We start from the raw sequence: 26,706 nt of genomic DNA, 5'->3' as shown, positions 1-26,706 counted from the left end.
ACTCACCTCCATCGGGCTTGTTTCTGCTAACTCCTGTTAGCACACTGGAGGCATGGCGAAGGAGAAGAAGACCACGAGGGTCGCCTCGAAGACCGCCGCCACGACCGCGACCGCACGCAGGGCCACCAAGGCCACGACCACGGCCACCACGAAGGCCACCACCAAGACCAGCAAGGCGGTCGTCGACTCGATCGGCACGCTGGGTGACTACCTCCGCGAGCAGCGGGTCGGCGCCCAGCTGTCGCTGCGCCAGCTCGCCGACCAGGTGGGCGTGAGCAACCCCTACCTGAGCCAGATCGAGCGTGGCCTGCGCAAGCCGTCGGCCGAGGTGCTCCAGCAGCTCGCCCGGGCGCTGCGCGTCAGTGCCGAGCAGCTCTACGTCCGCGCGGGCATCGTCCATCCCGACCCGGGCCAGGCCGGATCGGTGGAGCTCGCGATCCTCGCCGACACGGCGCTGACGGAGCGGCAGAAGCACTCGCTCCTCGACGTCTACGCCTCGTTCCTCGCCCTCAACGAGCGCGACGCCGCCACCGCACCGACAGAAGTCCAGGCAGAAGTCCAGGCAGAAGTCCAGGCAGACGCACAGCCAGACGCACCGACACGGCCCGTCGACGAGACCGACGAGTCGTGAGCCCGCAGACCACCGGCAGCACCCACCCCAAGGAGAGCCCCATGGCCACCACCAAGCGCGACCTCAAGAGCGAAGCCCTCAAGCCCGTCCTGGCCGGCGTCGGCGTCACCGACCTGGCCGTCGAGGCCGTCCGTGAGGCGGTGGCCGACGTGCAGAAGCGGGTCGCCGCCGTGCAGAAGGACGTCACCACACGAGTCAGCGAGGTGCAGCGGACCGCGACCGACCCGCAGGCGCTGCGCAAGCAGGCCCAGGCCCGCCGCGCCGCCGTCGAGGCCCGCGTCGCCGAGCTGCAGGCCGAGGCCCTGGCCTACCCGGCCCGGGTGACCACCCAGGTCGCCGCGCAGGTCACCACGCTGGTCGACGGCAACGTCTCCGCGGCCAACGCCGCCTACGCCGACCTCGTCAAGCGCGGCGAGTCGCTCGTGGGCCGCATCCGCGGCCAGGAGTCGACCCGGGCCACCGTGTCGTCGGCGCGCACCACCGTCGCCAAGGCGAAGACCACCGCGACCCAGGCCAAGAAGGCCGCTGAGGCCACCACGGCTGCGGCCGACAAGACCGCTGCCACCAAGGTCGCCCCCACGCCCAGGCCGACCGCCAAGAAGGCGACGCGGAAGGCCGCGGCCAAGAAGGCCTCCGCGACCACCGCCCGCAAGAGCGCGGCGAAGAAGAGCGCCACCGCGCAGGCCAGCGCCAAGGCCACCGCGACCGCCGCCACCGCGACGGCGTCCAACGCGGCCAAGGCCGTCGTCGACGCGGCCGAGAAGGTCGGCGACTGAAGGGACCACCCCCACGAGCAGCTGCTGCTGTTCTGAGCCGAGGCCCCCGTCCGTCAGGGACGGGGGCCTCGTTCGTTCCGCAGGCGTGCCTCGGGCGTCTAGGCTGAGCGGGTGAACATCTACGCGTTCGAGAGCACGCTGATGCTGGTGGTGCTCCTCGCCCTGCTCGCGATCAAGGGTTTCGCGTTCATCAACTCCCTCACCTACTCCGCCGAGGCCTACGAGGCGGCCGGCAAGCTGACCAAGCCGGCGTGGTGCGCGATCACGGGGCTCGGCTTCGCGGCCCAGCTGATCCTCATCGGCTCCTCGCCGCTCGGGCTGATCCACCTCGTCTTCACGATCGCCTCGCTCGTCTACCTGGCCGACGTGCGCCCGGCGCTCGCCGAGGTCACCTCGCGCCGCTGAGCCCCACGCCCGGTCTCGCCGCTCAGGTGGCGAGGTAGCGGTCGAGGGCGGCCATGGCGTCCTCGGGCTCGAAGCCGGTGGCGCGGATCCTGGCGAGCGACATCGCCGAGTGGAGCGGACGCGGGGCGAAGGGCTTGCCCTGCGCGCGTACGCCGTCGGCGTAGGCCTCGGTGCTCGTGCCGGACACGTCGTCGGCGCTGCGGCCGGACCGCTCGAAGACCGCCTGGGCGATCTCGCGCCACGACATCGCCGGCCCGCCGTTGGAGACGTTGTAGGTGCCGAACGCGGCGTCGGAGTCGAGCAGGTGGCCGATGGCGCGCACCAGCTCGTCGGTGAAGGTGAGCCGGCCCACCTGGTCGTCGACGACGCTGGGGGAGACGCCCTTCTCGGCGAGCGAGCGCATGGTGCGCACGAAGTTGTTGCCCTCGCCGATCACCCACGACGTGCGCAGCAGGTAGTGGCGCGGGGCCAGGCCCACCGCGAGGTCGCCGGCGGCCTTGGACTGGGCGTAGACGCCCAGCGGCGACAGCGGCTCGTCCTCGGTGTGGCCGGGGTCGAGCGGCGCGGTGCCGTCGAAGACGTACTCCGAGGACAGGTGCACCAGGGTGAAGCGGTGCTCGCGGGCGAGCCGGGCGAGCGTGGCGGGCCCGGTGGCGTTGGCGGCCCACGCGGCCACCCGGCCCTCGGTGGTCTCGGCCGCGTCGACTGCGGTGAAGGCCGCGGCGTTGATCACCACGGCGTAGTCGTGCCAGGGCCAGGCCGCGACGGCCTCGGCGTCGGTGAGGTCGAGCGCGGTGACGCCCTCGTCCTCGCGGAGGTCGACCCGGTCGGCGTCCGGGTGGGCGGCGTGCAGCGCCCGGCCCAGCTGGCCCAGCGCGCCCACGATGAGCGTCTTCTTGGGCGGGATCGCGGTCGAGGCGTCCAGCGCCGGGTTGTGCTGGTCCTTCTCGCTGACGATCGCCTCGGCCAACGGGATCGGCCACGGGATCGCGACCGTCGGGTCGTCAAGGGACAGCGCGGGGTAGGAGATGCCCGGGCGCCAGTGCTCGTTGACGAGGTAGGTGTAGGCCGTGGCGTCCTCGAGCACCTGGTAGCTGTTGCCGACGCCGCGCGGCACGAAGACCGCGACCGAGGTGTCCATCTCGAGCGTGAACGTCGCGCCGAAGGTGTCGCCCTCGCGCATGTCGACCCAGGCGCCGAAGATGCGGCCGGTGGCCAGCGAGACGAACTTGTCCCACGGCTCGGTGTGGATGCCGCGCGTCACGCCGCGGTCGCCGTTGAAGGAGACGTTGTTCTGGACCGGGCCGAAGTCGGGCAGCCCGATGGCGAGCATCTTCTCGCGCTGCCAGTTCTCCTTGAAGAACCCGCGCTCGTCGTCGCGCCGGTCGAGGCGGACGACGACGAGGCCCGGGATCGGGGTGGTCTCGAGGGAGGGGAGGGTCACTGGCCCTTCTCCGCGTACTTGGCCTCCGTGGCGTCCTTGTGGGGGCGCCACCACTCCTCGTGCGTGCGGTACCACTCGATGGTGTCGGCCAGGCCCGACTCGAAGTCCTGGAACTGCGGCGTCCAGCCGAGCTCGTGGCGCAGCTTGCCCGACTCGATCGCGTAGCGCATGTCGTGCCCGGCGCGGTCGTTGACGTGGTCGAAGGCGTCCTCGGCCTGGCCCATCAGCTTGAGGATCAGGCGGACGACCTCGAGGTTGTTCTTCTCGCCGTCGGCGCCGATCAGGTAGGTCTCTCCGATGCGGCCCTTCTCCAGGATCGTCAGCACGGCCGAGGAGTGGTCGTCGGCGTGGATCCAGTCGCGGACGTTCTCGCCCGACCCGTAGAGCTTGGGCCGGATCCCGTCGATCACGTTGGTGATCTGGCGCGGGATGAACTTCTCGATGTGCTGCCATGGGCCGTAGTTGTTGGAGCAGTTGGAGACCGTCGCGCGGACGCCGAAGCTGCGGACCCACGCGCGGACCAGGTGGTCGGAGCCGGCCTTCGAGGCGGAGTAGGGGGACGACGGGTTGTAGGGGGTGTCCTCGGTGAAGCGCTTGGGGTCGTCGAGCTCGAGGTCGCCGTAGACCTCGTCGGTCGAGACGTGGTGGAGCCGCTTGTCGTGCCGGCGCACGGCCTCGAGGATCGTGAAGGTGCCGAGGATGTTGGTGTGGACGAACGGGCTCGGGTCGTTGAGCGAGTTGTCGTTGTGCGACTCCGCCGCGTAGTGGACGACCGCGTCGTGGTCGGCGACCAGCGGGTCGACGACGTCGGCGTCGGCGATGTCACCGACGACGAGCCGCACCCGGTCCTCGGGCAGCCCGGCCAGCGACTCCTTGGAGGCGGCGTAGGTCAGCTTGTCGAGCACGGTCACCGTGAGGTCGGTGTGCTCGAGGAGGTGGTGCACGAAGTTCGATCCGATGAACCCCGCGCCTCCGGTCACGAGTAGGCGTTCCATGCGGCGGAGTCTAGGGGTGGGCGAGGACCTCGTACGACTCGACGCTCTCGAGCGCGTCACTGCGATAGCGCGCCACCCTGTCGCCGGCGCTCGACCAGCCCTCGGGCAGCTCCGCGTCGACGGCGTAGCCGCGCGGGAAGCGCACCGTGACCCGCACGTCCTGGGGGTCGACCATGCCCTGGGGGTCGATGGCCAGCCGGTAGGCGAGCGCGCCGTCGCGGTCCACGGCGGCGGCGGGCACGACGTAGGTCACCGCGAGGGTGTGGCGCGCCTGCGGGGCGAACTCGATCTCCGGGCGGATGAAGTAGCGACCGTAGAAGCTGCGCGGCGAGACCTCGCGGGGCACGCCGTCCACCTGCACCGAGTCGAAGGTGGCGCCCTTCGGCAGGAACGGCGCGACGCTGAGGGTGTTCCAGCGGGTGAAGTAGCCCTCGCGAGGGTCGGGCAGCGGCTGGGCGTAGGGCGGGGAGTCGTTGTGGACCTCGATCTCCATCCGCACGCGGGCGCTGCCGTCCTCGCGGATCGCGACGTCGGTGCTCACGGTGCGTCGCTGCCAGTAGTCGGACTTGCTGGGCACCTTGTTCTGCGTGAAGACGCCGAGGTAGTCGTGCTCGGTGTCGGAGAGCCGGCCGGTCAGCCCGAGGTCGTCGACGACCGCCTGCTCGTCGGGGCTGCGGAGGTAGACGGCGAAGCGCCGCTGGTCGGCTGCCTCGCCGAGCACCCGGCCGGTGCCGACCGGGTCGTTGCCGGACAGGAGCCGGTCGACGAACACCGGGGCGAGGGCGCGGTTGACGGCCTTGCGCTGTGCGGGCTCGGGGTAGTCGTCGTAGCTGCCGATGAGCTTCTCGACGAGGTTGTCACCGGTGAGCGTGCCGAGGGCCGGCACCTCGAGGGGGCCCGAGACGTCCAGCAGCCGCGAGACGGCGACCACGTCGATGACGACGACGCCCGCCATCCGGCGCCCGCGCAGGCTGCGCCAGGCGTTGGCCAGCTCGTTGCCCGAGACCGCCCAGTCAGGCGCCATCGTGGCCAGCGCCGGCTTCACCTGCCCACGGTGCAGCGGGTTGCCCTTGACCTTGCGCCAGTAGCGGGGCTGGGCCGCGCCCGGGGCGGTCGAGAGGTCGAGCGTCTCGCCCATCGACAGGCGGCCGCGGTCGAGGTCGACGGTCACGAAGGTCTGCGGGGTGCCGCCGGAGTAGAGCATCTCGGCAGGGTTGAGCAACGCCACGAGGTACTGACGACTCGCATTGCGGCCGAGCATCGTGGGCAGGTGGGTGAGCAGCGGGTCGACGGCGTCGAGCCCGTCGGCCAGCGGGTCGACCTCGGCCCGGGCGTCGGCGGCTGCCTCGGCGAGCCGTTCGCCGACGAGCGGGCGCGTGTCGGCCACCGCGTCGAGCTCGGCCTGCGCGTCGGAGAGCCGGGCGCCGACCGCGCGCAGGTCGGCGATCACCGACTCGAGCACGTCGAGGTCGACGTTGCCGCCGTCGAGGAGGGTCGACTCCTCGCCGCGCACCTGCGGCAGGACGCGTACGCCGGTCTCGGCCACGCCGACGAGCTGGTCCAGCGCGTTGCCGAGGCGTCGCACGTCGCGCAGTGCGCCGCCGGCGACGGGCACCCGGCTCCACACGTCGCCGCCGACTCCCTGCACCGCCGCCTGGAGGTCGTCGGTCTCCGAGCGGGCCCGCTCGACGGCGGCGACGGCGTCGTCGATGTCGCCGGCGTCGAGGGCCTCCTTGGCCGCCATCAGCTCGGCGCGGGCATCCTCGGCGTGCCCCGGCGCGGAGAGGAACGGGATGGCCAGCAGGGCCAGGCCCACCAGCACCAGGAGCAGCGCGCCCGCGACCGTCGCCGGCCGGATCATCCGCCGCGGGGTGGCGCGGCGGGAGGACGGCATGCGCGACATCGTGCCAAACCTGCGCCGGCCCTGGAGAATCCCGGCACCCGTCCCGTACGCCCTAGGGTGCAGCCATGCGCGGAATCATCCTGGCCGGTGGGACCGGCTCCCGACTGCACCCGATCACGCAGGGCATCAGCAAGCAGCTGGTGCCGGTCTACGACAAGCCGATGATCTACTACCCGCTCTCGACCCTGATGCTCGCCGGCATCCGTGACGTCCTGATCATCACCACGCCCCACGAGGCCGACGGCTTCCACCGGCTGCTCGGCGACGGCTCGCAGTTCGGCATCGACCTGACCTTCGCGGTGCAGCCCAGCCCCGACGGCCTCGCGCAGGCGTTCATCATCGGCGCCGACCACATCGGCGACGAGCGCTCCGCGCTGGTGCTCGGCGACAACATCTTCTACGGCTCCGGCCTCGGCCAGCAGCTGCTGCGCTTCTCCGAGCTCGACGGCGCCGCGGTCTTCGGCTACCACGTCGCCGACCCGCGGGCCTACGGCGTCGTGGAGTTCGACGACCAGGGCCGCGCGCTGTCGCTGGAGGAGAAGCCGGAGCACCCCAAGAGCGACTTCGCGGTGCCGGGGCTCTACTTCTACGACAACGACGTGGTCCAGTACGCCGCCGAGCTGAAGCCGTCGGCGCGCGGGGAGCTCGAGATCACCGACCTCAACCGCCGCTACCTCGAGGAGGGCCGCCTGCACGTCGAGGTGCTGCCCCGCGGCACCGCGTGGCTCGACACCGGCACGTTCGACTCGCTCAACGACGCCTCCAACTTCGTACGCACGATCGAGGGCCGGCAGGGCTTCAAGGTCGGCGCCCCCGAGGAGGTCGCCTGGCGGATGGGGTGGCTGTCCGACGACGAGCTCGCCGCCCGCGCCGAGCCGCTGCGCAAGAGCGGCTACGGCGAATACCTGCTCGGTCTGCTCCGGCACGGCTGATCGCGTTTCGACTCCCCGTCGTCGGGGGACATGACACCTAGACGACGTGAGGAGGAGCGGGTGCCGGAGCCGACACGTCTGGAGTTCGCCCAGGGCCCTCGGGCCACGCGCGCGGTCGCCCTCGACCCGTTCTGGGCGACGGTCATGAGGCGCCACGGCGACGTGGACCTCGTGGTGCTGCCGCCCGAGCCGCCCCGTCGGGCCGACGTCCCGGCCGACGAGCCGGCGGTCGACCCGGTCGCCGCACGCGACGACCAGCGGGCCCGGATGGCCGCCCTGTGGGCGGCACTCGGCCTCGAGGGCGAGCCGGCCCACCTCGACGACACCTGGTTCGCCGGGTCCGAGCCGGGCACGCTGCGCTGGCAGGGCACCGCGACCTTCGACGACCTCGACCCGGTCGTCGCCTCGGCCGCGCTCGGGCGCGCGCAGCAGCTGCTCGCCGAGGCCGACGGCTGGCACGTGCTGGCCCCGCCCGACGGCATTCCCCGGGTGCTGGCCGGACGGCCGGGCCGCTTCGGTCGCGAGGACGTGCAGGTGCTCGTGCCGACGACCGCTCGCGTGGTGGTGCGGGTGCGCTCCGCGCTGGTCGTGGTGGGCGAGGACGCCGCCGCCGCGGCCGTCGGTGGTGATGCGGGATGAGCGACCAGCCGCTGGTCTGGCAGATGGAGTCCCTGCGCCGCGGCACCGAGGGGTGGGAGGCGCAGCAGGCCCTCATGGACACCTCGTCGCGCGAGCTGGGCGGCGCCTCGGCGTCCGCGCTTCCGCCGAGCGTCCAGGGCGCGGCCACGACGTTCCTGTCCCGGTGGGCCGGCTATGCCGGCGAGAGCGCCGCCATCGCGCAGGGGTTCGTGGGCGCGCTGCGCGCGACCTCCGACGACTACACGACCACCGACGACGCGACCGACCGGCAGTTCAGCGACCTCGACGCGCGGCTGGGCTCGCGGCGATGACGGTCACCATCGAGGTGCCGGCCTCCGTCCCGGCGCAGATCAAGAAGCCCGAAGGCGACGCGGGCGGCGCCGACGCCCTCGCCACCACCATCTACGCCGCGGCCGGTCGCTACGAGGAGTTCGCCGACAGGAGCCGCGAGCTGCAGGACCTCGGCAGCTGGGCCGGCGTCGCCTACGACGCCTACAAGGAGGCGTCGGGCGTGGCGTCCGGCGAGCACTCCGCGATGGCGACGACGGTGCGCCGGGTCGGGCGCGGCGTGACCGCGTTCGCCGACACGCTGCGCGACCTGCTCCGCGCCCACGAAGACCTCCTCGAGCGCAAGCGCTCGCTGGACGGGCGGCGCACCGCGCTGATCGCCGACATCGACGCCGCGACCGAGGTCACCGACGCCGAGATCGCCGCCTTCCGCGAGCGGGCGCGCGACCTGCGCGCCGACTACGCCGACCTGGTCGCCGACGACGACGACCTGCAGCGACGGGTGCGCGACAACGAGACGCTGCTGCGCCAGGTCTTCCAGGCCGCCGACTCGCTCCCGGAGTCGCTCTCCGCCGACGGGGGCGTCCCGCCGATGGCCGAGTCGGCGATGAACCGCCCCGGCGCCCCCGGCAGCGGCGCGACGCCCGAGGAGGTGCAGCGGTGGTGGGACGGCCTCAGCGAGGCCGAGCGGGAGGCGGTCATCGCGGCCTACCCCGAGCGCGTGGGCCAGGGCGACGGACTGCCCGCAGACGCCCGCGATCAGGCCAACCGCGTGCTGCTCGACGACGACCTCGCCCGCCTCGCGGCCAAGGACGACGACGGAACGATCTCGCCGCTCGAGCGCCGGGTGCTCGCCAACGCCGGCCAGGCGCGCGACGCGCTCGCCAACGCCGACGCCTACACCGATCCGCTCGACCCGGCGCTGCGTCCCGGCGGCACGCTGTGGCTCTACGACCCGGCCGCCTACGACGGCGACGGGCGGGTGGCGGTCGCCGTGGGCGACCTCGACCACGCCGACGACGTCGCGGTGTTCACCCCCGGCATCACCACCGACATGGGCGACACCACCGCCTACACCGACCGGATGATGAACCTCTACGAGTCGACGCGCTACAACGGCGACGGGTCGAGCGTCGCGACCATGTTCTGGCTCGGCTACGACGCACCCGACGGCCCCACCGACCTCGCCACGCTGAGCGAGGGGCGGGCCGAGGAGGGCGGGCGCAACCTCGCCGACGCCATCGACGGCCTGCGCGCCTCGCGACCCGACGACCCGGCCCACCTGACGGCCGTCGGCCACAGCTACGGCTCCACCACGACGGCGTACGCCACGCACGGCGACGCCTCCGACGTCGACGAGGTGGTGCTCATCGGCAGTCCCGGCGCGGGTCCGGCCGACCACGCCGACGACCTGGGGCCCGGGTCCGACCACGTCTACGTCGGCCGCGACAGCCGCGACCTCGTCGCCGTGCTGGGCGACGAGGGGTGGGTCGGCAAGCTCGGCCTCGGGCTCGGCACCGACCCGTCGTCGGAGGACTTCGGCGCCCAGCGGTTCGAGGCCGAGGACGTCGACCGCAGCTGGATCCGCAACACCGGTGACGCGCACAGCTCCTACCTCGACCCGGACACCGAGTCGCTCTACAACATCGGCCTGATCGTCGACGGGCACGGCGACCAGATCAACGAGGCCGCGCAGAGCTACGACCCGTGGTGGGGCCCGCCGCAGGACCCCGAGTGGGACCGCGACCCGACCGCGGGGCAGCCCGGCCGCTCCGACACGAGCCCCGACCGGTGAGGATGGGGCGCATGACGCTGCTCCCGCTCCGCCTGCTGCTGGCACTGACCCTCGCCGTCGGTCTGGGCTCCTGCGGCGATCCCGACCCCGAGCAGGCGGCCGACGACTTGGCGTCGATGAAGAGCGCGGTCGACTCCGAGCTGCGCGACATGGCGGGGGTGCTCTCCGACAGTGGGCTGAGCCTGGAGCGGGCCAAGGGTCGCGTCGAGAGCGAGGGCATGTCGACCTACCGCGCCGAGGACTACAAGGCCTCCGCGGTCGTCGTCGGAGAGGGTGCCGAGGGCGAGCAGGTCGACCGGGCGGCGACGGCGCTCGAGGAGGCGGGGTGGACGCGCACGGCCGATGGCCTCGATGCCTCCGAGCCGTGGGCCCAGCTCGAGCGCGACGACTTCCGCACCACGATCGGCTGGACGAAGGTGGGCGAGCGCGAGCTCGTGCTCAGCCTCGACCAGGAGGGCGAGATCGAGGTGCCGAGCGACACCGACCCGGTCGAGCGCGACAACTCGGTGGACATCCCGCTCGACTGACGCCCTCGTCGAGTCGGCGCATCCTCGCCCGGAAATCTCGTCGAGTCGGCGCATCCTCGCGCCGAAATCTCGTCGAGTCGGCGCATCCTCGCGCCGACTCGACGGTGTCAGGGGGCCAGGATCCGCCGACTCGACGGTGTCAGGGGGCCAGGATGCGCCGACTCGACGGTCGGTCAGGCGAGGTCGGCCGCCACCATCCGCCGCACGATCTCAGCGAAGTCGACCGTCGGCGCCCACCCCAGCTCCTCGTGCGCCCGGCTCGCGTCGCCGACGAGCTCGGTCGGGTCGGCGGGGCGGAAGAACGCGGCGTCCTGGCGCACCAGCGGCTCCCAGTCGCCGATGCCGGCGGCGTCGAAGGCGGCAGCCACGAAGTCGCGCACCGAGTGGGCCGTGCCGGTCGCGACGACGTAGTCGCCGGGCTCGTCGGCACGGGCGGCGCGCACCATGGCGTCGACGTAGTCGGGCGCCCAGCCCCAGTCGCGGCGCACGTCGACGTTGCCGAGCACCAGCTCGTCGGCCTCGCCGCGGGCGATGGCGGCCACCGTCGAGGTGATCTTGCGGGTCACGAACCGCGGGTGCCGGCGCGGCGACTCGTGGTTGTAGAGGATCGCGCTCGAGACGTGCAGGTCGCGCTGGCGGTAGACGCGCGCGGACAGGTGGGCGTACGCCTTCGATGCGCCGTAGGGGTTGACCGGCGCCACCGGGGTGTCCTCGGTCTGGGGCGAGTCGGCGGCCTCACCGAAGATCTCGGCGCTCGAGGCCTGCACCAGACGTACGCCGTGCACCTGGCGCGCCGACTCCATCAGCGCGACCGCCGCCAGCCCGTTGACCTGCGCGGTGCGGTCGGGCTCGTCCCACGACTGGGCCACCGAGCTGATCGCGGCCAGGTTGTAGACCTCGCGTGGCGCGACCTCGCGCACCAGCCGTCGGGTGCCCTCGACGTCGGCCAGGTCGCCGGTGTGCAGCACCACCTCGGCCGGGCAGTGCTCCGGGTGGCCGTCGCCCGCCAGCGCCAGCGCGTGCACCTCGAGGCCCTCGGCCACCAGGCGTTCGGCGAGGTAGGTGCCGTCCTGCCCGCCGATGCCGGTGATGAGGGCGGCTGCGGTCACCAACCCGCCTTGGCGGCGGCGATGTCGGCGTCGACCATCATCGCCACCAGCTCGGCGAACGAGACGCTCGGCGTCCAGCCGAGCCTGTCCCTGGCCTTGCTGGCGTCGCCGATGAGCAGCTCGACCTCGGCCGGGCGCATGAAGCGGGGGTCCTGGGTGACGTAGCGGGCCCAGTCGTCGATGCCGACATGCGCGAAGGCGAGGTCGAGGAAGTCGCGGATCGACCAGGTCTCGCCCGTGGCGATGACGTAGTCGTCGGCGGTGTCCTGCTGGAGCATCCGCCGCATCGCCTCGACGTAGTCGCCGGCGTAGCCCCAGTCGCGGCGGGCGTCGAGGTTGCCGAGGGCCATCGAGTCCTGCTGGCCCAGGTGGATCCGGGCGACCGCCTGGCTGATCTTGCGGGTCACGAACTCGGGGCCGCGGCGCGGAGACTCGTGGTTGAACAGGATGCCCGACGAGGCGTGCATGCCGTAGGACTCGCGGTAGTTGATCGTCATGTAGTGGCCGTAGACCTTGCTCACGCCGTAGGGCGAGCGCGGCCACAGCAGGGTGCGCTCCGACTGCGGGACCTCCTGCACCTTGCCGAACATCTCCGAGCTCGAGGCCTGGTAGAAGCGGATGGAGGACGGGTCGTCGCCCGCGTGGAGGCGCACCGCCTCGAGCATGTTGAGCACGCCCATGCCGGTGACGTCGCTGGTGACGAAGGCGTTCTCCCAGGAGTAGGCGACGAACGAGATCGCGCCGAGGTTGTAGACCTCGTCGGGCTCGGAGTCGCGCATCGCCCGCATCAGGCTGGACAGGTCGGTCAGGTCGCCGTGGTGCAGCGTGACGTCGGGGACGAGGTCCTCGACCAGGGCGCGGCGCGGATTGTTCTGGCCGCGGATCAGGCCGTGGACGTCGTAGCCCTTCTCGATCAGCAGCTCGGCGAGGTAGAGACCGTCCTGTCCGGTGATTCCGGTGATGAGAGCGCTCGGCACCCCGGCATTGTGTCAGCACGCTCCTCGTTAGGGTGGCGCCATGAAGATCCTCGTCAGCGGCGGTGCCGGCTACATCGGCTCGCACACCGTCGTCCAGCTCGTCGCTGCAGGTCACGACGTCGTCATCGTCGACAACTTCAGCAACGCCCATCCGACGGTGCTCGGTCGGATGGAGTCGCTCACCGGCACGGCGCTCACGCTGCACTCCTTCGACCTGTGCGACCGCGACAAGACCGAGCACCTCTTCGCGGCCGAGGCGTTCGACGCGGTGATCCACTTCGCCGGCTTCAAGGCGGTGGGGGAGAGCGTCGAGAAGCCGCTCGACTACTACGAGAACAACCTCGGCTCGACGTTCTCGCTCGTGCGCGCGATGCAGCGCCACGGCGTGGACAAGCTGGTGTTCTCCTCCAGCGCGACCGTCTACGGCACCGACCAGGCCGGTGCCACCGAGGACCGCCCCACCTTCGCCACCAACCCCTACGGCTGGACCAAGGTGATGCAGGAGCAGATCCTGCGCGACGTCGCCGCGGCGGCGCCGCAGATGCGCTTCGCCCTGCTGCGCTACTTCAACCCCGTCGGCGCCCACGAGTCGGGCACGATCGGCGAGGACCCCTCGGGCACCCCCAACAACCTGATGCCCTTCATCGCCCAGGTGGCGGTCGGCAAGCGCGACAAGCTGCTCGTCTTCGGCGACGACTACGACACCCCCGACGGCACCGGCGTGCGCGACTACATCCACGTCGAGGACCTCGCCGCCGGCCACGTCGCCGCCCTCGAGGCGCTCGCCACCACGAGCGACGGCGTCAACGTCTGGAACCTCGGCTCCGGCCACGGCACGAGCGTCCTGGAGCTGCTGCGCGCCTTCGAGCGGGCGGTCGGTCGCGAGCTGCCCCACGAGGTCGTCGCCCGGCGCCCCGGTGACGTCGCGGTCTCCTACGCCGACCCCTCCAAGGCCAACCGCGAGCTCGGCTGGAGCACGACGAAGTCGGTCGACGAGATGGCCGCCGACACGTGGCGCTGGCAGTCGCAGAACCCGCAGGGCTACGCCGGCTGACCACCCTGCCGCGTGGCCGACTCGGCGCTCCGGGAAGGAGTCGTCGACCGCGACGTCCCGTAGGGTCGTGTGCCGGGCGGGGGCTTCGTCGACCTGCTCGACCGCGTGCTGGGGATCGTGGTGGAGGCCGAGTCGTTCGAGCACCACTGGTCGAGGGTGGGGCTCCAGCGCGACGTCGACCGCTACACCGCGGCGGCGCGGGCGGGGCTCGTGGTGCTCCGGTTCTCCTGGCCAGACGTGATGTTCCGCCCGGACGACGTGCGCGCGTCGCTCGAGGACGTGGTCCGGTGGCGCGCCATGCAGGCAGTGGGGCGCCACGGGCTGGTCGCCTGAGCGTGCGGCGCACCCGCCGCGCGAACTGCCTGCAGGGTGGTGGTCAGCGGACCTCGAGCTCGGCCATCGCCCGCAGCACCACCCGCAGGTGCGCGACCTCGTGAACCCGGAGCAGGTGGGCGCCGCCCAGTGCGGCGAAGACGCCGTAGAACCCCTCGGCCTTGCGGAACTCGTCGCCGAACAGGTCGTAGGTGTGCGGCAGCGCGTTGCACGCGGGAACGCCGAGGGGGCGGAGGCGGAAGGTCTGGGCCAGCACCCGGGCCTGGTGGCGGGCGCGGGGGATCGGGTCGACGAGGTTGCCGTAGTAGAAGCCCATGCCGGGGTCGACGACGACCTTGTCCACCCCGAGCGAGCGGGCGTGCTCGAGCCGGGGCGCGAAGTGGTCGAGCAGCACCGGCATCGGATCTGAGCCGGGGGGCACGTCGTCGATGTCGCGCACGTTGGCCGTGGTACCGAAGCACATGATCACGGCGGCGTCGTACTCCGCGGCGAGGGCGAGCATCCGGTCCTCGTGCTCGCGACCGGTCATGTTGAGGACCCGGGCACCGGCGTCGAGGCAGGCCCGGACCACCTCGGGCTCGTAGGTCTCGACCGAGACGACCGCCTCGGCCGCGAGCTGCTTCACGGCGGGCACGAGACCGGCGATCTGCTCGGCCGGCGTCACCCGCGCCGTGCCGGCGTTGCTCGACTCCGCGCCGAGGTCGATCACGGCGGCGCCCTGCGCGGCCTGGATGCGACCCATGCGCACGGCGTCGGCAGGGCTGGTGGCGACGCTCTCGCGGTAGGTGGAGTCGCGGGAGAGGTTGATGCAGCCCATCAGCGTGACGGCGCCGTCGCCGATCGACACCGGCCCTCTCGGACCGTCGAGGACGACCGGCGCCACGGGGCTGTCCCAGGCACCGGCGTGCTCGGCGTGCAGGGTGGCCAGGTCCGCAAGGGTGATCACCCTCGTCAGGGTAGGCGGCAGGATGAAGGCCGTGACCGAGCCCCTCGAGCTGCAGCGCCTGGCCGACCTGACCGACGACGAGCTGGCGGCCGCCTACACACCGCTCCGCGAGCCGTGGCTGCGGGTCAACTTCGTCAGCACCGTGGACGGCGCGGCCACCGGCTCCGACGGGCTCAGCGGCACGATCAACAACGCCGCCGACAAGCGGGTCTTCGACGCTCTGCGGCGACGGGCGCACTGCCTCGTGGTCGGGGCCGGCACCGTGCGCGAGGAGGAGTACGACGTCCCGCGGGTGCCGATCGTCGTCGTCAGCCGCTCGGCCGACGTGCCGCCGAGCCTGGCCGCGGCGCCGCCCGGGCGGGTGCTGATGGCGACCGTGGCCACCTCGGCCGGGCTGGAGCGGGCGCGCGAGCGGCTCGGCGACGACTGCGTGCTGGTGCTCGGGGAGGAGCAGATCGACCTGGCGGCGCTCAAGGCCGCGCTGGCCCAGCGGGGCTGGACCGAGCAGCTCTGCGAGGGCGGGCCGTCGCTCTTCGCCGACCTGCTGGCCGCGGGGGTGGTCGACGAGCTGTGCTGGACCGTGGTGCCGCTGCTGACCGGCGGCGACGCCGTACGCATCGCCGTTGGCGCAGAGGTCGATGTGCCCCTGCGCCCCACCCTGCTGCTGGAGCAGGACGGGACGTTGCTGGGGCGCTGGCTGGTGGAGTGAGCCTCAGCCGAGCGCTTCGAGCAGCGCCTGGGAGAAGGCCGGGATGTCGTCGGGGTTGCGGCTGGTGATGAGGTTGCCGTCGACGACGACCTCCTCGTCGACCCACTCGCCCCCGCCGTTGCGGATGTCGGTCTGCAGGCTCGGCCAGCTGGCGACCCGCTTGCCGCGCACGCGGTCGGCCTCGACGAGGGTCCACGCGGCGTGGCAGATGGCGGCGACGGGCTTGCCGGAGTCGACGAAGTCGCGGACGAAGGCGACCGCCTCCTCGTCCATGCGGAGGGCGTCGGGGTTGGCGACCCCTCCGGGCAGGACCAGCGCGTCGTAGTCGGCGACGGCCACGTCGGAGACGCGCCGGTCGACCCGCTGGGTGCTCGACTTGTCGAGGTGCTGGAAGAGCTGGACCTCGCCCTCGTCGGTGGAGAGCAGGTCGGCGGTGTGGCCGGCGTCGGTCGCGGCCTGCCACGGCTTGGTGAGCTCGACCTCCTCGACGCCTTCGGTCGCGGTCAGGAATGCGATGCGCTTGGACATGCCCTTCACGGTTGCTCGCGACGCGGGGGCGGACAACACACGTTGGGGTGGTCCGGGCGATCGCTCGGAATCGACGTCAGCCGATCGCGCCGGCGTCGTCCTTGGCCAGCGACCGGGAGATCACCATCCGCTGGATCTGGTTGGTGCCCTCGAAGATCTGCATGACCTTGGCCTCGCGCATGTAGCGCTCGACCGGGAAGTCGCGGGTGTAGCCGTAGCCGCCGAGCACCTGGACCGCGTCGGTGGTGACCGACATGGCGTTGTCGGTGGCGACGAGCTTGGCGATCGAGGCCTCGCGCGAGAACGGCAGCCCCGCGTCGCGCAGGCGGGCGGCGTGCAGCACCGTGGCGCGTGCCGAGACGATCGCGGCCTCCATGTCGGCGAGCACGAAGGCCAGGCCCTGGTGGTCGATGATGCGCGTGCCGAAGGTCTCCCGCTCGCGGGCGTAGGCCACGGCCGCGTCGAGCGCACCCTGGGCGAGGCCGACCGCGACGGCGGCGATGCCGAGACGACCCGAGTCGAGGCCGGCCAGCGCGATGCGGAGTCCCTCGCCCTCGGCTCCGAGGCGGCGCGAGGCGTCGACGCGTACGCCGTCGAAGCGCATCGTGGCGGTCGCCGAGCCGGTGAGGCCCATCTTGCGCTCCGGGGGGTCGGCGCTGAGGCCCTCGGCGTCGGCGGGCACGAGGAAGCAGGAGATGCCGTTGCGGTCGTCGGAGGTGCGGGCCATCACCTTGTAGAAGTCGGCGTGCCCGCCGTGGGTGGTCCAGGCCTTGGCTCCGTTGATGACGTACGAGTCGCCGTCGCGTCGTGCCGTCGTACGCATCGCGGCGGGGTCGGAGCCGGCATGCGCCTCGGAGAGGCAGTAGGCGCCGAGCAGGTCGCCGCTGAGCATGTCGGGAAGCCACTCGGCGCGCTGCTCGTCGGTGCCGAAGTGCGCGAGGCCGAAGCACGACAGGGCGTGGACCGAGACCCCCACGCCGACCGACGACCACACGGCGCCGATCTCCTCGAGCACCTGGAGGTAGACCTCGTAGGGCTGCCCGCCCCCGCCCTGCTCCTCGGGGTAGGGCAGCGACAGCAGGCCGGCCCGGCCGAGCATCGTGAAGACGTCGCGGGGGAACGTCTCGGTCGCCTCCGCCTCGGCCGCGCGAGGGGCGAGCTCCTTGGTCGCGATCTCGCGGGTCAGCGCGAGCAGGTCGCGGGACTCGTCGGTGGGCAGGTGGCGGCGAGCGGTCATGGAGCGGAGGCTACCCGCGCGTGGGGCGCCGTCCTCGGCCGGTCAGCGGCGGGGGTGCGCCCAGCGGTAGAGCGCGACCAGGCCCGGCAGGAACAGCACGAGCATCACGATGCCGGCGATCCACGAGCCCGGGCCGTCGCCGAAGAGCAGCAGGCCGCTGCCGCCGAGGATGAACGGCGCGGTGAACAGCCCGACCACCCAGAAGAGCAGCCGGGGCACGATGCTCTGCGAGCGGGCGGGCGGTGCGGCCACGAGCGGGTGGGGGACCGGCATGGCAGGAGCCTCGAGCCCCGCCATCACGTCCTCGAGGTCGCCGTAGGTGCGCGCAGCGAGGGCCAGGGAGGTGCGCTCGTCGAGCTCGGGGGCGGTGATGCGGCCCTCGCTGAAGGCGGCCGACAGCCGGCGGCACACCTGGTCCCGCTCGGCGTCGGAGACGAAGAGGGCGTCGCGCTCGGCGTCGGCCTGCTCCTGCAGGCGCCGCCACCGCGCGTAGGCGTCGTCGCCCGGAGCCGATGGGGTGTGGTGCGGCGGCATGCTCATGGGCGACAGGGTAGGGCCCCGCGATGCGTGGGACGTCGCCTTCTCCGGGATCGTCGGGGGAATGAGGCGCACCGTGCAGGGGTTGTCGCCAGGTGATGCCCTCCACGTCCGCACGCCCCGACGCCGAGGCCCCGGACGACTCCCGCCGGGTCTCGATGCTGCTGGGCCTGCTCTTCGGCCTGGCCGGCATGGGCTCGTCAAGCGCCGCGGTAGCGCTGGCCCTCCTCGGCGAGGACCTCGGTGTGAGCGCGGGGCTCGCCGCGTGGGTCATCAGCCTCTACGTCCTGATGCTGGCGGTCACCACCGCGCTCTACGGCCGGATCTCCGACCTCGTCGGCGTCCGGGGGCCGCTCCTGGCCGGCCTGGTGCTGATGTCGGTGGGGGCGCTGGTCGCCGCGCTCGCCCCGACGTTCGAGGTGCTCCTGGGCGCGCGGCTGCTGCAGGGCGCCGGCGCCGCCGCCGTGCCGACGCTGGGCGTCACCATCCTGTCCGCGAAGTACACCGGCGAGGTGCGCGGCCTGGCGTTCGGTCGCCTCGCCGGCGTCGCCGCCGCCGTCAGCTGCCTGGGCCCGCTGATCGGCGGCCTGGTGGAGGCGGCCTGGGGCTGGCGGGCGGTCATGGCCCTGCCCATCCTCGGGGCCCTCGTCGTGCCGCTGCTGTGGCGTGCGCTGCCGACCGGCGGGAGCGGGGCCCGCCTCGACGTCGTCGGCGCTGTCGTCGTGGCCCTCACCGCCGCCGGCATGGTGCTGCTCGTCCAGTCGCCGTCGGCGGGCCTGGTGGTGGCGGCGGTGGGCGCGACCCTGCTGGTCCTCGGCGTCCCCGCGGTCCGTGCCTCCGTACGTCGTCGCCCCGACGGCTTCCTGCCGGTCGAGGTGATCCGCAACGCCACCGTCGTGCGGAGCGCCGTGGCCGCCTCCGCGGTCCCCGCCTCGTGGTTCGCGATGCTCATCGCGGTGCCCGCCGTGCTGCTCGGGGAGGGCTGGCAGGCGTGGCAGGTCGGCCTGGCCATGGTGCCGAGCGCGGCAGTGGCGCTGCTCGTCCCGCAGGTCTCCGGTCCGATGCTCACCCGGATCGGGGCCGGGCGCTCGCTCGCCGTCGCCGCGCTGGTGGCCTCGGCCGCGCTGCTGGTCTCTGCGGCGGGAGCCCACTGGACGAGCGCCACCGTGCTGGTGGTCGGCATCGTCCTGGTGACGTTCGCCTTCGGCGTCGGCCAGCCCGCGTTGAGCGCGGTGGTCGGCGACGCCGTGCACGAGGAGGTGCGGGGCGTGGCGCTGGGCGTCTCGACGCTGCTGTTCCTCATCGGCGGCAGCGTCGGCTCGGCCGTCGTGGCCGGCGTGAGCGGACCGCTGGGCATGCCGCTCGGCCTGCTCCTGCTCGCGCTCCTGCCGTTGCTCGGGCTCGTCGTGCTGGCCCCGACCCTGCGGCCCGACCTGGTCGAGCCCGTCGTCACCGACTGACAGCGACCCGCGGCCGGGAGGACGGGCAGCCCGACGCCTAGCGGGAGCGCTCGGCCAGGGCGACTGCCGCGCGCTGCACGACCGGCTGCTCCTCGGGGTCGCGGGCGGCGTCGCTCGGCACCGCCCCGCCCAGCAGCGCGGCCGGGGTGGTGAGCCAGATCCATGCCCGCCACGGGTCGACGCCCGCGGCGAGCAGCGGCTCGAGCACCGCCAGCAGCTCCTCGCGCACCTCGCCGGCGTCGTCGAGCTGGAAGGCCGGCACCAGCGTGCCGCCCTCGTGCTGGACGAGCAGCACACCGCGACGCTCGGCCGCCTTGTGCAGGGCGAAGCGCGCGGCGTTCTCCGAGATCCCGCGCCGGCGGGCCACGCCGGCGTAGTCGAGCCAGCCGCCGTCGAGGAGCGTCTGGCGCACCTCCGCGTCGCGGCGCAGCCGCACCAGCTCGACGGGTACGCCGTGCGCCGGGTCGTCGCCCACCGAGCGGAGGGCGCGGTCGAGCTCGGCGACGCGTTCGGCATCGAGCTCGTCGCCGCTCGCCGGGTCGCGCCAGCGCACCGCGCCGCCGTCGCGCTCGAACGTCGGCAGCCCGGCCGCGGCCAGCTGGCCACTCAGGCCGAGGCGGTCGAGCCAGGCCGCGAGCTCGGTCCCGAGGTCGGCCACCGCTTGACCTACTTGTTGGCCTTGCGGGCCCGCGACGCCGTCTTGGCGCGGGCGTTGGCGTCGAGCACGACCTTGCGGATGCGCACCTGCTCCGGCGTGACCTCGACGCACTCGTCCTCGCGGCAGAACTCCAGGCACTGCTCGAGCGAGAGCCGCTTCGGCGGGATCAGCTTCTCGAAGTTGTCGGAGGTGGCGGAGCGGATGTTGGTCTGCTGCTTCTCCTTGGTGATGTTGACGTCCATGTCGTCGGCGCGGGAGTTCTCGCCCACGATCATGCCCTCGTAGACCTCGGTGGCGGGCTCGACGAAGAGCACGCCGCGCTCCTGCAGCGACGTCATCGCGTACGCCGTCGCCGCGCCGGCGCGGTCGGCGACCAGCGAGCCGTTGTTGCGCGAGCGGATCTCACCGGCCCACGGGAAGTAGCCCTCGGAGATGTGGTGGGCGATGCCCGTGCCGCGGGTCTCGGTGAGGAACTCGGTGCGGAAGCCGATCAGGCCGCGGGAGGGGACGACGAAGTCCATCCGGACCCAGCCCGTGCCGTGGTTGGTCATGCCCTCCATGCGGCCCTTGCGGCTGGCCAGGAGCTCGGTGATGGTGCCGAGGTACTCCTCCGGGGCGTCGATGGTCAGCCGCTCGAAGGGCTCGTGGACCTTGCCGTCGATCTCGCGGGTGACCACCTGCGGCTTGCCGACGGTGAGCTCGAAGCCCTCGCGGCGCATCTGCTCGACGAGGATCGCCAGGGCGAGCTCGCCGCGGCCCTGGACCTCCCAGGCGTCGGGGCGCTCGGTCGGCAGGACGCGGAGCGAGACGTTGCCGACCAGCTCGGAGTCGAGCCGGTCCTTGACCAGGCGCGCGGTGACCTTGGACCCCTTGACCTTGCCGACCAGCGGCGAGGTGTTGGTGCCGATCGTCATCGAGATCGCCGGCTCGTCGACGTGGATGAGCGGGAGCGCGACGGGGTTGTCGGAGTCGGCGAGGGTCTCGCCGATGGTGATGTCGGGGATGCCGGCGATGGCGACGATGTCGCCGGGGCCGGCGGACTCGCCCGGCTTGCGCTCGAGGCCCTCGGTCACCAGCAGCTCGGTGATGCGGACGTTCTTGACGGTGCCGTCGCGCTTCATCCACGCGACGGTCTGGCCCTTCTTCAGGGTGCCCTGGTGGACGCGCAGCAGCGCGAGGCGACCGAGGAACGGCGAGGAGTCGAGGTTGGTCACGTGGGCCTGCAGGGGCGCCTCGTCGTCGTACTGCGGGGCGGGGATGGTCTCGAGGATCGTCTTGAAGAGCGGCTCGAGGTCGGTGCCGTCGGGCATCGAGCCGTTCTCGGGCTGCTCGAGCGAGGCGATGCCGGCCTTGCCGGAGGCGTAGACGACGGGGAAGTCGAGCGCGTCCTGGCTGTGCGACTCGTCGAGGAGGTCCATGAAGAGCTCGTAGGACTCCTCGACGACCTCGGTGATGCGGGCGTCGCTGCGGTCGGTCTTGTTGACGACCAGGATCACCGGCATGTCGGCGTTGAGCGCCTTGCGGAGCACGAAGCGGGTCTGGGGGAGCGGACCCTCGGAGGCGTCGACGAGCAGCACGATGCCGTCGACCATCGACAGGCCGCGCTCGACCTCGCCACCGAAGTCGGCGTGGCCGGGGGTGTCGATGATGTTGATGACCATCGGCTGGCCGCCGCCGGCGGGACCGGCGTAGTGGACCGCGGTGTTCTTCGCGAGGATGGTGATGCCCTTCTCGCGCTCGAGGTCGCCGGAGTCCATGACGCGGTCGGCGACGCTCTCGGCCTGGTGCGCGGTGAACGCACCGGCCTGGCGGAGCATCGCGTCGACCAGCGTGGTCTTGCCGTGGTCGACGTGTGCGACGATCGCGACGTTGCGCAGGTCGGAGCGGGACTGGAGGGACATGCAGGGGCCTTCCGGGCGGTGATCGGGTGGCGACAGGCGGCTGAGCAGCCGCACGCGCGAAGGCGTGGATCGCGCGACAAGGCTACCGGCGGCACGGCCGAGGCGTTCAATTCCGACGCTCACCCCCCGGGTGGGGAGACAGTTCGCGCACGGCACGGCACCCACGCGGCGGCACGTCGAGTCCTTCCCCCTGTCGGTGGCGCGGGGTAGACAGGGGCGATGACCACGTCTCGGGCCGCGCGCTGCACCTTCATCCCACCCTGGCTCGTGGAGCGGGTCGACGGCCCCGAGCGCGCCGCCGCCGACGAGGCGCTGCGCCGCGAGCGGGCCGCACGCAGCGGGGTCCGGCCGGAGCCCGCCCCGATCGGGGGCGCGGTCGCGACCGCGGCGTGGACGGTGCACGACGCCGGGTCGACCACCTCGCTCCCCGGCACTCCCGCCCGGAGCGCGGGCGAGCCCGCGACCGGTGACGTGGCGGTCGACGAGGCCGCCGCCGGCATCGAGGCGACGCTGCTGATGTTCCGCGACGACCTGGGGCGCGACTCCTACGACGGCGCGGGCGCCCCCGTCAGCCTGACCGTCCACTTCGGCTCGCGCTACAACAATGCGTTCTGGGACGGCATCCAGCTGGTCCTCGGCGACGGCGACGGCCGCGTGTTCGAGCGCTTCACCAAGCCCGTCGACGTCCTGGCCCACGAGTTCTCCCACGCCGTCGTCGAGCTCACCGCGGCACTGGCCTACGAGGGCCAGCCCGGCGCCCTCAACGAGTCGGTGGCCGACGCCTTCGCCTCCTGCCTCAAGCAGCGCCTCCTCGGCCAGGACGCGGCCGAGGGCGACTGGCTCATCGGCGAGGGCATCTTCCTGCCGCGCGTGCGGGCCCGGGCGCTGCGTGACCTGGCTGCTCCCGGCACCGCCTACGACGACCCGGAGATCGGCGCCGACCCGCAGGTGGGCCACCTGGACGACTACGTCGAGACCACCGACGACAGCGGTGGCGTCCACCTCAACTCCGGCATCCCCAACAAGGCGTTCCAGCTCGCCGCCGTCGCGATCGGCGGCCGGGCCGTCGAGGGTGCCGGCCGCATCTGGTACGACGCACTCGTCGGCGGCGATGTCCCGTCTCGGGCCACCTTCGCGACCTTCGCCGCGGCCACCGTGGCCGCAGCCGGGGAGCACGCCGACGCGGTCCGCGAGGCGTGGGCCCGGGTCGGCGTCGAGCCGGCCCGCACCGGTGCCGCCGCATCCACCCAGCCCGAGCCCGGGCGCCAGCCCCAGCCGGGCGTCGCCGGGGGGCGGCTCCGCGTCGAGCGCAGCGGCGGCTTCGCCGGCCGCACCGAGGCGGCCGAGGTCGACCTCGACCCCGCCGACCCCGACCTCGGCCGGTTGGTGACCGAGGCGGTGCTGGGCGCGGCCACCGCTGACGGCCCGCCGCGGCCCGACATGTTCGTCTACACCTTCGCCGTCGACGACCGGGCGCCGGTGCGGGTGCCCGAGCACCTGCTGACCGCCAGCCAGGCCGAGCTGGCCAGCCGGGTCCTGCGCGCCGACGCCGGACGGGAGGGCTGAGCCGGTGCGGCTCACCGTCGTCGAGGGCGACATCACCACCCAGGAGGTCGACGCCGTCGTCAACGCCGCCAACCGCCGGATGCGCGGCGGCGGAGGCGTCGACGGGGCGATCCACGCCGCGGGCGGCCCGGAGGTGCTCGACGACTGCCGGCGACGCTTCCCCCACGGCCTCGCCACCGGCGCCGCCGGCTGGACCACCGCCGGCCGGATGCCCGCCCGCTGGGTGATCCACGTGGTCGGCCCCAACTGGAACGCCGGCGAGCGCGACCGGTCGCTGCTCGAGTCGTGCTACTCCGGAGCCCTCGCGGTGGCCGACGAGCTCGGAGCCCGCTCGGTGGCCTTCCCCCTCGTCAGTGCCGGGGTCTACGGGTGGCCGCGCGACGACGCGATCGCCGCCGCCGTCGACACGCTGCGCGCGACGCCGACCTCGGTGGAGGAGGCCCGGCTCGTGGCCTTCGGCGCGACGGCGTACGACGAGATCCGCGCCGCGCTGTCGAGCCGGCCGCCGGGCTGAGCGCCAGGCCGCCGGACCTCCCTCAGGGTGGCCGCGGAGCGGGGAGGGGTTCGCTAGGTTCGCGCCATGCCGCGACTGAGGCGCACGTTTCCCGACCAGCCCGGCTGGACCCGGCGCCGGGCGGGCAAGGGCTTCGTCTACCTCGACCAGCACGGCGAGCGCCTCGACCCCGACCAGGTCCAGCGCTGCAAGGACCTCGTCATCCCGCCGGCGTGGAAGGACGTGTGGATCACGCCCCACCCCCACGGCCACCTCCAGGCCGTCGGCACCGACGACGCCGGGCGCCGCCAATACCTCTACCACCCGCAGTGGCGGGCCAGCCGCGACGCGGCCAAGTTCGACCGGATCCTCCTGTTCGGCAAGGCGCTCTCCCGGGCCCGTGAGCGGGTGCTGGCCGACATCGGGGCCGAGGGCATGTCGCAGGAGCGGGCGTGCGCGGTCGCCGTGCGCCTGCTCGACCTCGGCTACTTCCGCATCGGCAACGACGTCTACACCGACACCAACGGCTCCTTCGGCCTCACCACCATGCGCAAGGAGCACGTCTCGCGCCACCGGGGCGGCATGCGCTTCTGCTTCACCGGCAAGTCGGGCGTCGAGCACTGCATCGACATCGACGACCCGTCGGCGGTGAGCGCCCTCGAGGTGATGCGTCGTCGCCGTGGTGGCGGTGACGAGCTCCTGGCCTGGAAGGACGGCCGCACCTGGCGCGACCTGTCCTCCTCCGACGTCAACGACTACATCCGTGGCTGCTTCGGCATCGAGGCGACCGCCAAGGACTTCCGCACCTGGCACGCCACGGTCATCGCGGCGGCCGTCCTCGCCGACTCCGACGAGCCGGGCGCGACGAAGGCGTCGCGCAAGCGGGCGGTGTCCGCGGCGATGAAGGAGGTCTCGGAGTTCCTGGGCAACACCCCGACCCTCGCCCGGAGGGCCTACGTCGACCCGCGCGTGGTCGAGGCCTACGAGCGCGGCAGGACGATCACGGTGCGCGGGTCCTACGACACCGACGACGCCCGGCAGGCGGCGATGGAGCGCGCCGTGCTCAAGCTGCTGGCGGCCTGAGCACGACGCGTCCGGCGCGGGTCGTCAGCTGTGGGCGACGACGTGGTCGATCGCGGCGGTGAGCTTCTCCACGTCGGCCGGGTCGACCGCGGGGTACATCGCGATGCGGAGCTGGTTGCGCCCGAGCTTGCGGTAGGGCTCGGTGTCCACGATGCCGTTGGCACGCAGGGTGGCAGCGACGGCGGCCGCGTCGATCGAGTCGTCGAAGTCGATGGTGCCGATCACGAGCGAGCGGTCGGCCGGCTCGGCGACGTAGGGCGTGGTGTAGGACGTCCGCTCGGCCCATCCGTAGAGCGCGTCGGAGCTGGCGGTCGTGCGCTCGACCATCCCCTTCAGCCCACCCTGGCTGTTCATCCAGTCGAGCTGCTCGGCCATCAGGAAGAGGGTCGCGACCGACGGGGTGTTGTAGGTCTGGTTCTTCGAGGAGTTGTCGATCGCGGTCGGCAGGTCGAAGAACGGCGGGACGTAGCGCCCGCTCGCGGCGATCTCCTCGGCGCGGGCCAGGGCGCGCGGTGACATGAGGGCGATCCACAGGCCGCCGTCGGAGGCGAAGCACTTCTGCGGTGCGAAGTAGTAGGCGTCCACCTGGTCGAGGTCGACCGGCAGGCCGCCGGCGCCGGAGGTCGCGTCGACCAGCACGAGCGCGTCGTCGGCCGCCCCGGCCGGACGGCGTACGGGCGCCATCACGGCGGTGGAGGTCTCGTTGTGCGCCCAGGCGTAGGCGTCCACGCCCTCCTCGGCGACCGCGTCGGGACGCGAGCCGGGCTCGCTGGTGATGACCGTCGGGTCGGCCAGCCACGGTGCCTTCCTGGCCGACGTGGCGAACTTGGAGGAGAACTCACCGAAGGACAGGTGCTGGCTCTTCTCGCGGATCAGGCCGAAGCAGGCGATGTCCCAGAAGGCGGTCGCGCCGCCGTTGCCGAGCACCACCTCGTAGCCCTCGGGCAGGTCGAAGAGCGCGGCGAGGCCCTCGCGGACGCGGCCGACCGTCTTCTTCACCGGGGCCTGCCGGTGGGAGGTGCCCATCAGCGAGGAGCCGGTCGCGGCGAGCGCGTCGAGGTGGCTGGTCTGGATCTTGGACGGACCCGCGCCGAAGCGGCCATCGGCCGGGAGGAGCTCGGCGGGGATCTTCAGGGCGTCGGTCATGGGAAGCCTCACGTGTGGTGCGGAAGGACGGTCCTGACGACGCTGTCAGCGCGTCTATTGTGGCACCCGCTCGCACACGTCTCACGATCGGGGATCTCGATGGACCACGGCTCGCCGTCCTCCGGCCCTGCAGCGGCGGCGGCGACCGGGGCCGCGGCGTCCGGGCTGCGCATCGAGCGGCTCCCGATCACCCACCGCGACGCGCAGCTGCTGGTGGAGGCGGTCCAGGAGGAGTACGTCGCGCGCTACGGCGGTCGCGACGAGTCGCCGGTCGACCCGGCCGACTTCGAGGACCCGCTCGGGCAGTTCTTCGTCGGCTACCTCGACGGCGTCCCGGTCGCCACCGGCGCGTGGCGGCGCAGCTCGGTGACGGCGCTGGGCGCCGAGGTGAGCGCCGAGGTCAAGCGGATGTACGTCGTGCCCGCGGCCCAGCGGCGCGGCCTGGCGCGGCGGATGCTCGCGCACCTCGAGGCGACCGCCGCCGACGCCGGGATCGAGGTGCTCGTGCTGGAGACCGGGATCAAGCAGCCGGAGGCGATCGAGCTCTACCTGTCCTCGGGCTACGAGCCGATCCCCGGGTTCGGCCACTACTGCGGCTCCGAGCTCAGCCGCTGCTTCGGCCGGCGCATCTGAC

The 26,706-nt window shown here is 72.8% G+C and carries 28 protein-coding genes; 16 read left to right on the top strand and 12 right to left on the bottom strand.

What is annotated here, in order from left to right; genetic code table 11:
- The first annotated feature begins 52 nt into the window (after nucleotides 1-52).
- From AC3X7Z_RS05260 to AC3X7Z_RS05250, 3 genes are all read left to right on the top strand, one after another.
- Nucleotides 53-631: a helix-turn-helix domain-containing protein gene (locus AC3X7Z_RS05260; protein WP_489975236.1), complete on the top strand. Its 579-nt coding sequence runs from the start codon at nucleotides 53-55 to the stop codon at nucleotides 629-631.
- Between the two features lie 41 nt (nucleotides 632-672).
- Entirely contained in the window at nucleotides 673-1,407 is a 735-nt protein-coding gene (locus tag AC3X7Z_RS05255) for a hypothetical protein (RefSeq protein ID WP_489975235.1), read from the top strand.
- A 111-nt stretch (nucleotides 1,408-1,518) separates the two neighbouring features.
- A complete protein-coding gene (locus tag AC3X7Z_RS05250) occupies nucleotides 1,519-1,812 on the top strand; it encodes a DUF2516 family protein (protein ID WP_186339240.1) in 294 nt (97 codons plus the stop codon).
- A 22-nt stretch (nucleotides 1,813-1,834) separates the two neighbouring features.
- Here the strand turns inward: AC3X7Z_RS05250 and AC3X7Z_RS05245 are convergent, their stop codons facing one another.
- From AC3X7Z_RS05245 to AC3X7Z_RS05235, 3 genes are read right to left on the bottom strand one after another with little or no spacing between them, the layout of a single operon-like run.
- A complete protein-coding gene (locus AC3X7Z_RS05245) occupies nucleotides 1,835-3,256 on the bottom strand; it encodes a sugar nucleotide-binding protein (protein WP_489975234.1) in 1,422 nt (473 codons plus the stop codon).
- Complete coding sequence (rfbB, locus tag AC3X7Z_RS05240) at nucleotides 3,253-4,251, bottom strand: dTDP-glucose 4,6-dehydratase (RefSeq protein WP_489975233.1); 999 nt, start codon at nucleotides 4,249-4,251, stop codon at nucleotides 3,253-3,255. Before rfbB ends, AC3X7Z_RS05245 begins: the two co-directional genes overlap by 4 nt.
- A 10-nt stretch (nucleotides 4,252-4,261) precedes the next feature.
- The gene (locus AC3X7Z_RS05235) at nucleotides 4,262-6,145 is read right to left on the bottom strand and encodes a DUF4012 domain-containing protein (protein ID WP_489975232.1); all 1,884 of its coding nucleotides are present in this window, start codon (nucleotides 6,143-6,145) and stop codon (nucleotides 4,262-4,264) included.
- A gap of 74 nt (nucleotides 6,146-6,219) precedes the next feature.
- Between AC3X7Z_RS05235 and rfbA the strand changes: the two genes are divergently transcribed.
- The 5 genes from rfbA to AC3X7Z_RS05210 are packed head-to-tail and all read left to right on the top strand — an operon-like array spanning nucleotide 6,220 to nucleotide 10,335.
- On the top strand, nucleotides 6,220-7,086 hold the full coding sequence (gene rfbA, locus AC3X7Z_RS05230) for a glucose-1-phosphate thymidylyltransferase RfbA (protein ID WP_186339236.1): 867 nt from the start codon (nucleotides 6,220-6,222) through the stop codon (nucleotides 7,084-7,086).
- A 60-nt stretch (nucleotides 7,087-7,146) separates the two neighbouring features.
- A complete protein-coding gene (locus AC3X7Z_RS05225) occupies nucleotides 7,147-7,725 on the top strand; it encodes a hypothetical protein (protein ID WP_489975231.1) in 579 nt (192 codons plus the stop codon).
- Complete coding sequence (locus AC3X7Z_RS05220) at nucleotides 7,722-8,036, top strand: hypothetical protein (protein ID WP_489975230.1); 315 nt, start codon at nucleotides 7,722-7,724, stop codon at nucleotides 8,034-8,036. Before AC3X7Z_RS05225 ends, AC3X7Z_RS05220 begins: the two co-directional genes overlap by 4 nt.
- Nucleotides 8,033-9,808 (top strand): alpha/beta hydrolase, encoded by a 1,776-nt coding sequence (locus AC3X7Z_RS05215; protein WP_489975229.1) that lies wholly within the window; start codon nucleotides 8,033-8,035, stop codon nucleotides 9,806-9,808. Before AC3X7Z_RS05220 ends, AC3X7Z_RS05215 begins: the two co-directional genes overlap by 4 nt.
- Before the next feature lie 11 nt (nucleotides 9,809-9,819).
- Nucleotides 9,820-10,335: a hypothetical protein gene (locus AC3X7Z_RS05210; RefSeq protein ID WP_489975228.1), complete on the top strand. Its 516-nt coding sequence runs from the start codon at nucleotides 9,820-9,822 to the stop codon at nucleotides 10,333-10,335.
- Nucleotides 10,336-10,508: 173 nt separating this feature from the next.
- On the opposite strand, the gene AC3X7Z_RS05205 is transcribed toward AC3X7Z_RS05210, so the two are convergent.
- Both AC3X7Z_RS05205 and AC3X7Z_RS05200 read right to left on the bottom strand, forming a co-directional pair.
- Nucleotides 10,509-11,444, bottom strand: a complete 936-nt coding sequence (locus tag AC3X7Z_RS05205; RefSeq protein WP_489975227.1) for a GDP-mannose 4,6-dehydratase — start codon at nucleotides 11,442-11,444, stop codon at nucleotides 10,509-10,511.
- Nucleotides 11,441-12,421 carry a GDP-mannose 4,6-dehydratase gene (locus AC3X7Z_RS05200; protein ID WP_489975226.1) on the bottom strand — a complete coding sequence of 327 codons (981 nt, stop codon included), beginning with the start codon at nucleotides 12,419-12,421 and terminating at the stop codon, nucleotides 11,441-11,443. The genes AC3X7Z_RS05205 and AC3X7Z_RS05200 overlap by 4 nt, the downstream gene beginning before the upstream one ends.
- Nucleotides 12,422-12,461: 40 nt before the next feature.
- On the opposite strand from AC3X7Z_RS05200, the gene galE reads away from it, so the two are divergent.
- Nucleotides 12,462-13,475: a UDP-glucose 4-epimerase GalE gene (galE, locus tag AC3X7Z_RS05195; RefSeq protein ID WP_186339229.1), complete on the top strand. Its 1,014-nt coding sequence runs from the start codon at nucleotides 12,462-12,464 to the stop codon at nucleotides 13,473-13,475.
- Between the two features lie 69 nt (nucleotides 13,476-13,544).
- Entirely contained in the window at nucleotides 13,545-13,808 is a 264-nt protein-coding gene (locus AC3X7Z_RS05190) for a hypothetical protein (RefSeq protein WP_489975225.1), read from the top strand.
- A 43-nt stretch (nucleotides 13,809-13,851) separates the two neighbouring features.
- Here the strand turns inward: AC3X7Z_RS05190 and AC3X7Z_RS05185 are convergent, their stop codons facing one another.
- The gene (locus AC3X7Z_RS05185; RefSeq protein ID WP_489975224.1) at nucleotides 13,852-14,754 is read right to left on the bottom strand and encodes a dihydropteroate synthase; all 903 of its coding nucleotides are present in this window, start codon (nucleotides 14,752-14,754) and stop codon (nucleotides 13,852-13,854) included.
- A 31-nt stretch (nucleotides 14,755-14,785) separates the two neighbouring features.
- On the opposite strand from AC3X7Z_RS05185, the gene AC3X7Z_RS05180 reads away from it, so the two are divergent.
- Nucleotides 14,786-15,463 (top strand): dihydrofolate reductase family protein, encoded by a 678-nt coding sequence (locus AC3X7Z_RS05180; RefSeq protein ID WP_489975223.1) that lies wholly within the window; start codon nucleotides 14,786-14,788, stop codon nucleotides 15,461-15,463.
- A 3-nt stretch (nucleotides 15,464-15,466) separates the two neighbouring features.
- On the opposite strand, the gene AC3X7Z_RS05175 is transcribed toward AC3X7Z_RS05180, so the two are convergent.
- From AC3X7Z_RS05175 to AC3X7Z_RS05165, 3 genes are all read right to left on the bottom strand, one after another.
- Nucleotides 15,467-15,991: a type 1 glutamine amidotransferase domain-containing protein gene (locus AC3X7Z_RS05175; RefSeq protein WP_489975222.1), complete on the bottom strand. Its 525-nt coding sequence runs from the start codon at nucleotides 15,989-15,991 to the stop codon at nucleotides 15,467-15,469.
- Nucleotides 15,992-16,067: 76 nt separating this feature from the next.
- Entirely contained in the window at nucleotides 16,068-17,228 is a 1,161-nt protein-coding gene (locus AC3X7Z_RS05170) for an acyl-CoA dehydrogenase family protein (RefSeq protein WP_489975221.1), read from the bottom strand.
- A 42-nt stretch (nucleotides 17,229-17,270) separates the two neighbouring features.
- Nucleotides 17,271-17,768 (bottom strand): DUF1707 SHOCT-like domain-containing protein, encoded by a 498-nt coding sequence (locus AC3X7Z_RS05165; RefSeq protein WP_186339223.1) that lies wholly within the window; start codon nucleotides 17,766-17,768, stop codon nucleotides 17,271-17,273.
- 95 nt (nucleotides 17,769-17,863) lie between these two features.
- Between AC3X7Z_RS05165 and AC3X7Z_RS05160 the strand changes: the two genes are divergently transcribed.
- Nucleotides 17,864-19,225 (top strand): MFS transporter, encoded by a 1,362-nt coding sequence (locus AC3X7Z_RS05160; protein ID WP_186339222.1) that lies wholly within the window; start codon nucleotides 17,864-17,866, stop codon nucleotides 19,223-19,225.
- A gap of 37 nt (nucleotides 19,226-19,262) precedes the next feature.
- Here the strand turns inward: AC3X7Z_RS05160 and AC3X7Z_RS05155 are convergent, their stop codons facing one another.
- Together AC3X7Z_RS05155 and typA are read right to left on the bottom strand one after the other, a co-directional pair.
- Nucleotides 19,263-19,883 carry a hypothetical protein gene (locus AC3X7Z_RS05155; RefSeq protein WP_186339221.1) on the bottom strand — a complete coding sequence of 207 codons (621 nt, stop codon included), beginning with the start codon at nucleotides 19,881-19,883 and terminating at the stop codon, nucleotides 19,263-19,265.
- Nucleotides 19,884-19,891: 8 nt separating this feature from the next.
- Entirely contained in the window at nucleotides 19,892-21,784 is a 1,893-nt protein-coding gene (gene typA / locus AC3X7Z_RS05150) for a translational GTPase TypA (protein WP_489975220.1), read from the bottom strand.
- A 219-nt stretch (nucleotides 21,785-22,003) separates the two neighbouring features.
- Here typA and AC3X7Z_RS05145 point away from each other — a divergent pair, with 219 nt between their 5' ends.
- The 3 genes from AC3X7Z_RS05145 (at nucleotide 22,004) to AC3X7Z_RS05135 (ending at nucleotide 24,926) form a co-directional block, all read left to right on the top strand.
- Nucleotides 22,004-23,350 (top strand): protealysin inhibitor emfourin, encoded by a 1,347-nt coding sequence (locus AC3X7Z_RS05145; protein ID WP_489975219.1) that lies wholly within the window; start codon nucleotides 22,004-22,006, stop codon nucleotides 23,348-23,350.
- Nucleotides 23,351-23,354: 4 nt separating this feature from the next.
- The gene (locus AC3X7Z_RS05140) at nucleotides 23,355-23,864 is read left to right on the top strand and encodes an O-acetyl-ADP-ribose deacetylase (protein ID WP_489975218.1); all 510 of its coding nucleotides are present in this window, start codon (nucleotides 23,355-23,357) and stop codon (nucleotides 23,862-23,864) included.
- 66 nt (nucleotides 23,865-23,930) lie between these two features.
- Nucleotides 23,931-24,926, top strand: coding sequence for a DNA topoisomerase IB (locus AC3X7Z_RS05135; protein ID WP_489975217.1), 996 nt, complete (start codon nucleotides 23,931-23,933; stop codon nucleotides 24,924-24,926).
- A 24-nt stretch (nucleotides 24,927-24,950) separates the two neighbouring features.
- On the opposite strand, the gene serC is transcribed toward AC3X7Z_RS05135, so the two are convergent.
- Nucleotides 24,951-26,072: a phosphoserine transaminase gene (gene serC / locus AC3X7Z_RS05130; protein ID WP_489975216.1), complete on the bottom strand. Its 1,122-nt coding sequence runs from the start codon at nucleotides 26,070-26,072 to the stop codon at nucleotides 24,951-24,953.
- A 99-nt stretch (nucleotides 26,073-26,171) separates the two neighbouring features.
- Between serC and AC3X7Z_RS05125 the strand changes: the two genes are divergently transcribed.
- The gene (locus AC3X7Z_RS05125) at nucleotides 26,172-26,705 is read left to right on the top strand and encodes a GNAT family N-acetyltransferase (RefSeq protein ID WP_489975215.1); all 534 of its coding nucleotides are present in this window, start codon (nucleotides 26,172-26,174) and stop codon (nucleotides 26,703-26,705) included.
- The last annotated feature ends 1 nt before the right edge of the window (nucleotide 26,706 follow it).

This window comes from Nocardioides sp. Z24_21 (assembly GCF_058134345.1).
The sequence above is the reverse complement of the archived record's forward strand: the minus strand, read 5'-3'. Positions and strand labels throughout refer to the sequence as shown.

What these genes read in the sequence shown, in the direction of transcription:
- rfbA (WP_186339236.1), top strand. Translation starts at nt 6,220, where the DNA reads ATGCGCGGAATCATCCTGGCCGGTGGGACCGGCTCCCGACTGCACCCG.
- rfbB (WP_489975233.1), bottom strand. Translation starts at nt 4,251, where the DNA reads ATGGAACGCCTACTCGTGACCGGAGGCGCGGGGTTCATCGGATCGAAC.
- AC3X7Z_RS05260 (WP_489975236.1), top strand. Translation starts at nt 53, where the DNA reads ATGGCGAAGGAGAAGAAGACCACGAGGGTCGCCTCGAAGACCGCCGCC.
- AC3X7Z_RS05235 (WP_489975232.1), bottom strand. Translation starts at nt 6,145, where the DNA reads ATGCCGTCCTCCCGCCGCGCCACCCCGCGGCGGATGATCCGGCCGGCG.
- AC3X7Z_RS05165 (WP_186339223.1), bottom strand. Translation starts at nt 17,768, where the DNA reads ATGAGCATGCCGCCGCACCACACCCCATCGGCTCCGGGCGACGACGCC.
- AC3X7Z_RS05125 (WP_489975215.1), top strand. Translation starts at nt 26,172, where the DNA reads ATGGACCACGGCTCGCCGTCCTCCGGCCCTGCAGCGGCGGCGGCGACC.
- galE (WP_186339229.1), top strand. Translation starts at nt 12,462, where the DNA reads ATGAAGATCCTCGTCAGCGGCGGTGCCGGCTACATCGGCTCGCACACC.
- AC3X7Z_RS05160 (WP_186339222.1), top strand. Translation starts at nt 17,864, where the DNA reads ATGCCCTCCACGTCCGCACGCCCCGACGCCGAGGCCCCGGACGACTCC.
- serC (WP_489975216.1), bottom strand. Translation starts at nt 26,072, where the DNA reads ATGACCGACGCCCTGAAGATCCCCGCCGAGCTCCTCCCGGCCGATGGC.
- AC3X7Z_RS05170 (WP_489975221.1), bottom strand. Translation starts at nt 17,228, where the DNA reads ATGACCGCTCGCCGCCACCTGCCCACCGACGAGTCCCGCGACCTGCTC.
- AC3X7Z_RS05220 (WP_489975230.1), top strand. Translation starts at nt 7,722, where the DNA reads ATGAGCGACCAGCCGCTGGTCTGGCAGATGGAGTCCCTGCGCCGCGGC.
- AC3X7Z_RS05210 (WP_489975228.1), top strand. Translation starts at nt 9,820, where the DNA reads ATGACGCTGCTCCCGCTCCGCCTGCTGCTGGCACTGACCCTCGCCGTC.
- AC3X7Z_RS05255 (WP_489975235.1), top strand. Translation starts at nt 673, where the DNA reads ATGGCCACCACCAAGCGCGACCTCAAGAGCGAAGCCCTCAAGCCCGTC.
- AC3X7Z_RS05135 (WP_489975217.1), top strand. Translation starts at nt 23,931, where the DNA reads ATGCCGCGACTGAGGCGCACGTTTCCCGACCAGCCCGGCTGGACCCGG.
- typA (WP_489975220.1), bottom strand. Translation starts at nt 21,784, where the DNA reads ATGTCCCTCCAGTCCCGCTCCGACCTGCGCAACGTCGCGATCGTCGCA.
- AC3X7Z_RS05175 (WP_489975222.1), bottom strand. Translation starts at nt 15,991, where the DNA reads ATGTCCAAGCGCATCGCATTCCTGACCGCGACCGAAGGCGTCGAGGAG.
- AC3X7Z_RS05215 (WP_489975229.1), top strand. Translation starts at nt 8,033, where the DNA reads ATGACGGTCACCATCGAGGTGCCGGCCTCCGTCCCGGCGCAGATCAAG.
- AC3X7Z_RS05145 (WP_489975219.1), top strand. Translation starts at nt 22,004, where the DNA reads ATGACCACGTCTCGGGCCGCGCGCTGCACCTTCATCCCACCCTGGCTC.